The organism is Streptomyces sulfonofaciens (assembly GCF_014656295.1).
Lineage (GTDB): Bacteria > Actinomycetota > Actinomycetes > Streptomycetales > Streptomycetaceae > Streptomyces > Streptomyces sulfonofaciens.
This window is the reverse complement of record NZ_BNCD01000086.1, coordinates 1-727: the sequence shown is the minus strand read 5'-3', so window position 1 is coordinate 727 and position 727 is coordinate 1. Positions and strand designations below refer to the sequence as shown.

Annotated in this window: 1 protein-coding gene; it reads left to right on the top strand. The window is 68.1% G+C overall.

Translation table 11 applies throughout. The features are described 5' to 3' along the window. Nucleotides 1–47: 47 nt before the first annotated feature. Nucleotides 48–727: transposase (locus IE313_RS34680; RefSeq protein WP_189939359.1), on the top strand; the 680-nt coding region annotated here is incomplete at its 3' end.

Below are 727 nucleotides of genomic sequence, written 5' to 3'. Positions count from 1 at the left end.
CTAAGGGCTGTCCCGTAACTGCTGGTCACAGGTGGGATGATCTTGTCGTGTCTGGTGTGATCACGGCGTCGGAGCCATCCTGGATAGCCCCGTTCACCGGGCTGAGCCCGCGGCAGTTCGGCAAGCTCATCACCGCACTGCGGCGTGAGGGTGCGGATCCGGTGCGTAAGGGCCGGCCCTGGGGCCTGCCGCTGGAGGACCGGGTCCTGCTGGTCGCTGCGTACTGGCGCACGAACCTCACCCTGCGCCAACTGGCTCCGCTGTTCGGGGTGTCGAAGTCGGCGGCCGACCGCATCATCGACCACCTCGGCCCGTCGCTCACGCTCCAGCAGCGCAAGCGGTTCCGCAAGGACACCGTGCTGATCGTGGACGGCACCCTCGTGCCCACCCGCGACCACCAAGTTGCCGAGCAGTCCAAGAACTACCGCTACTCCACCAACCACCAGGTCGTCATCGACGCCGACACCCGGCTCGTCGTCGCCATCGGCCGGCCGGTCGCCGGCAACCGCAACGACTGCAAGGCATGGGAGCTCTCGGGCGCGAAAGACGCCGTCGGCCACACCACAGTGATCGCCGACGGCGGCTACCGCGGCACCGGCCTGGTCATCCCGCACCGCCACGACCCCGGGCAGAGCGAACTGCCAGCCTGGAAAGAAGAGCACAACCGCTCACACCGCAAGGTCCGCGCCCGCGTCGAGCACACCTTCGCCCGCCTGAAGACCTGGAA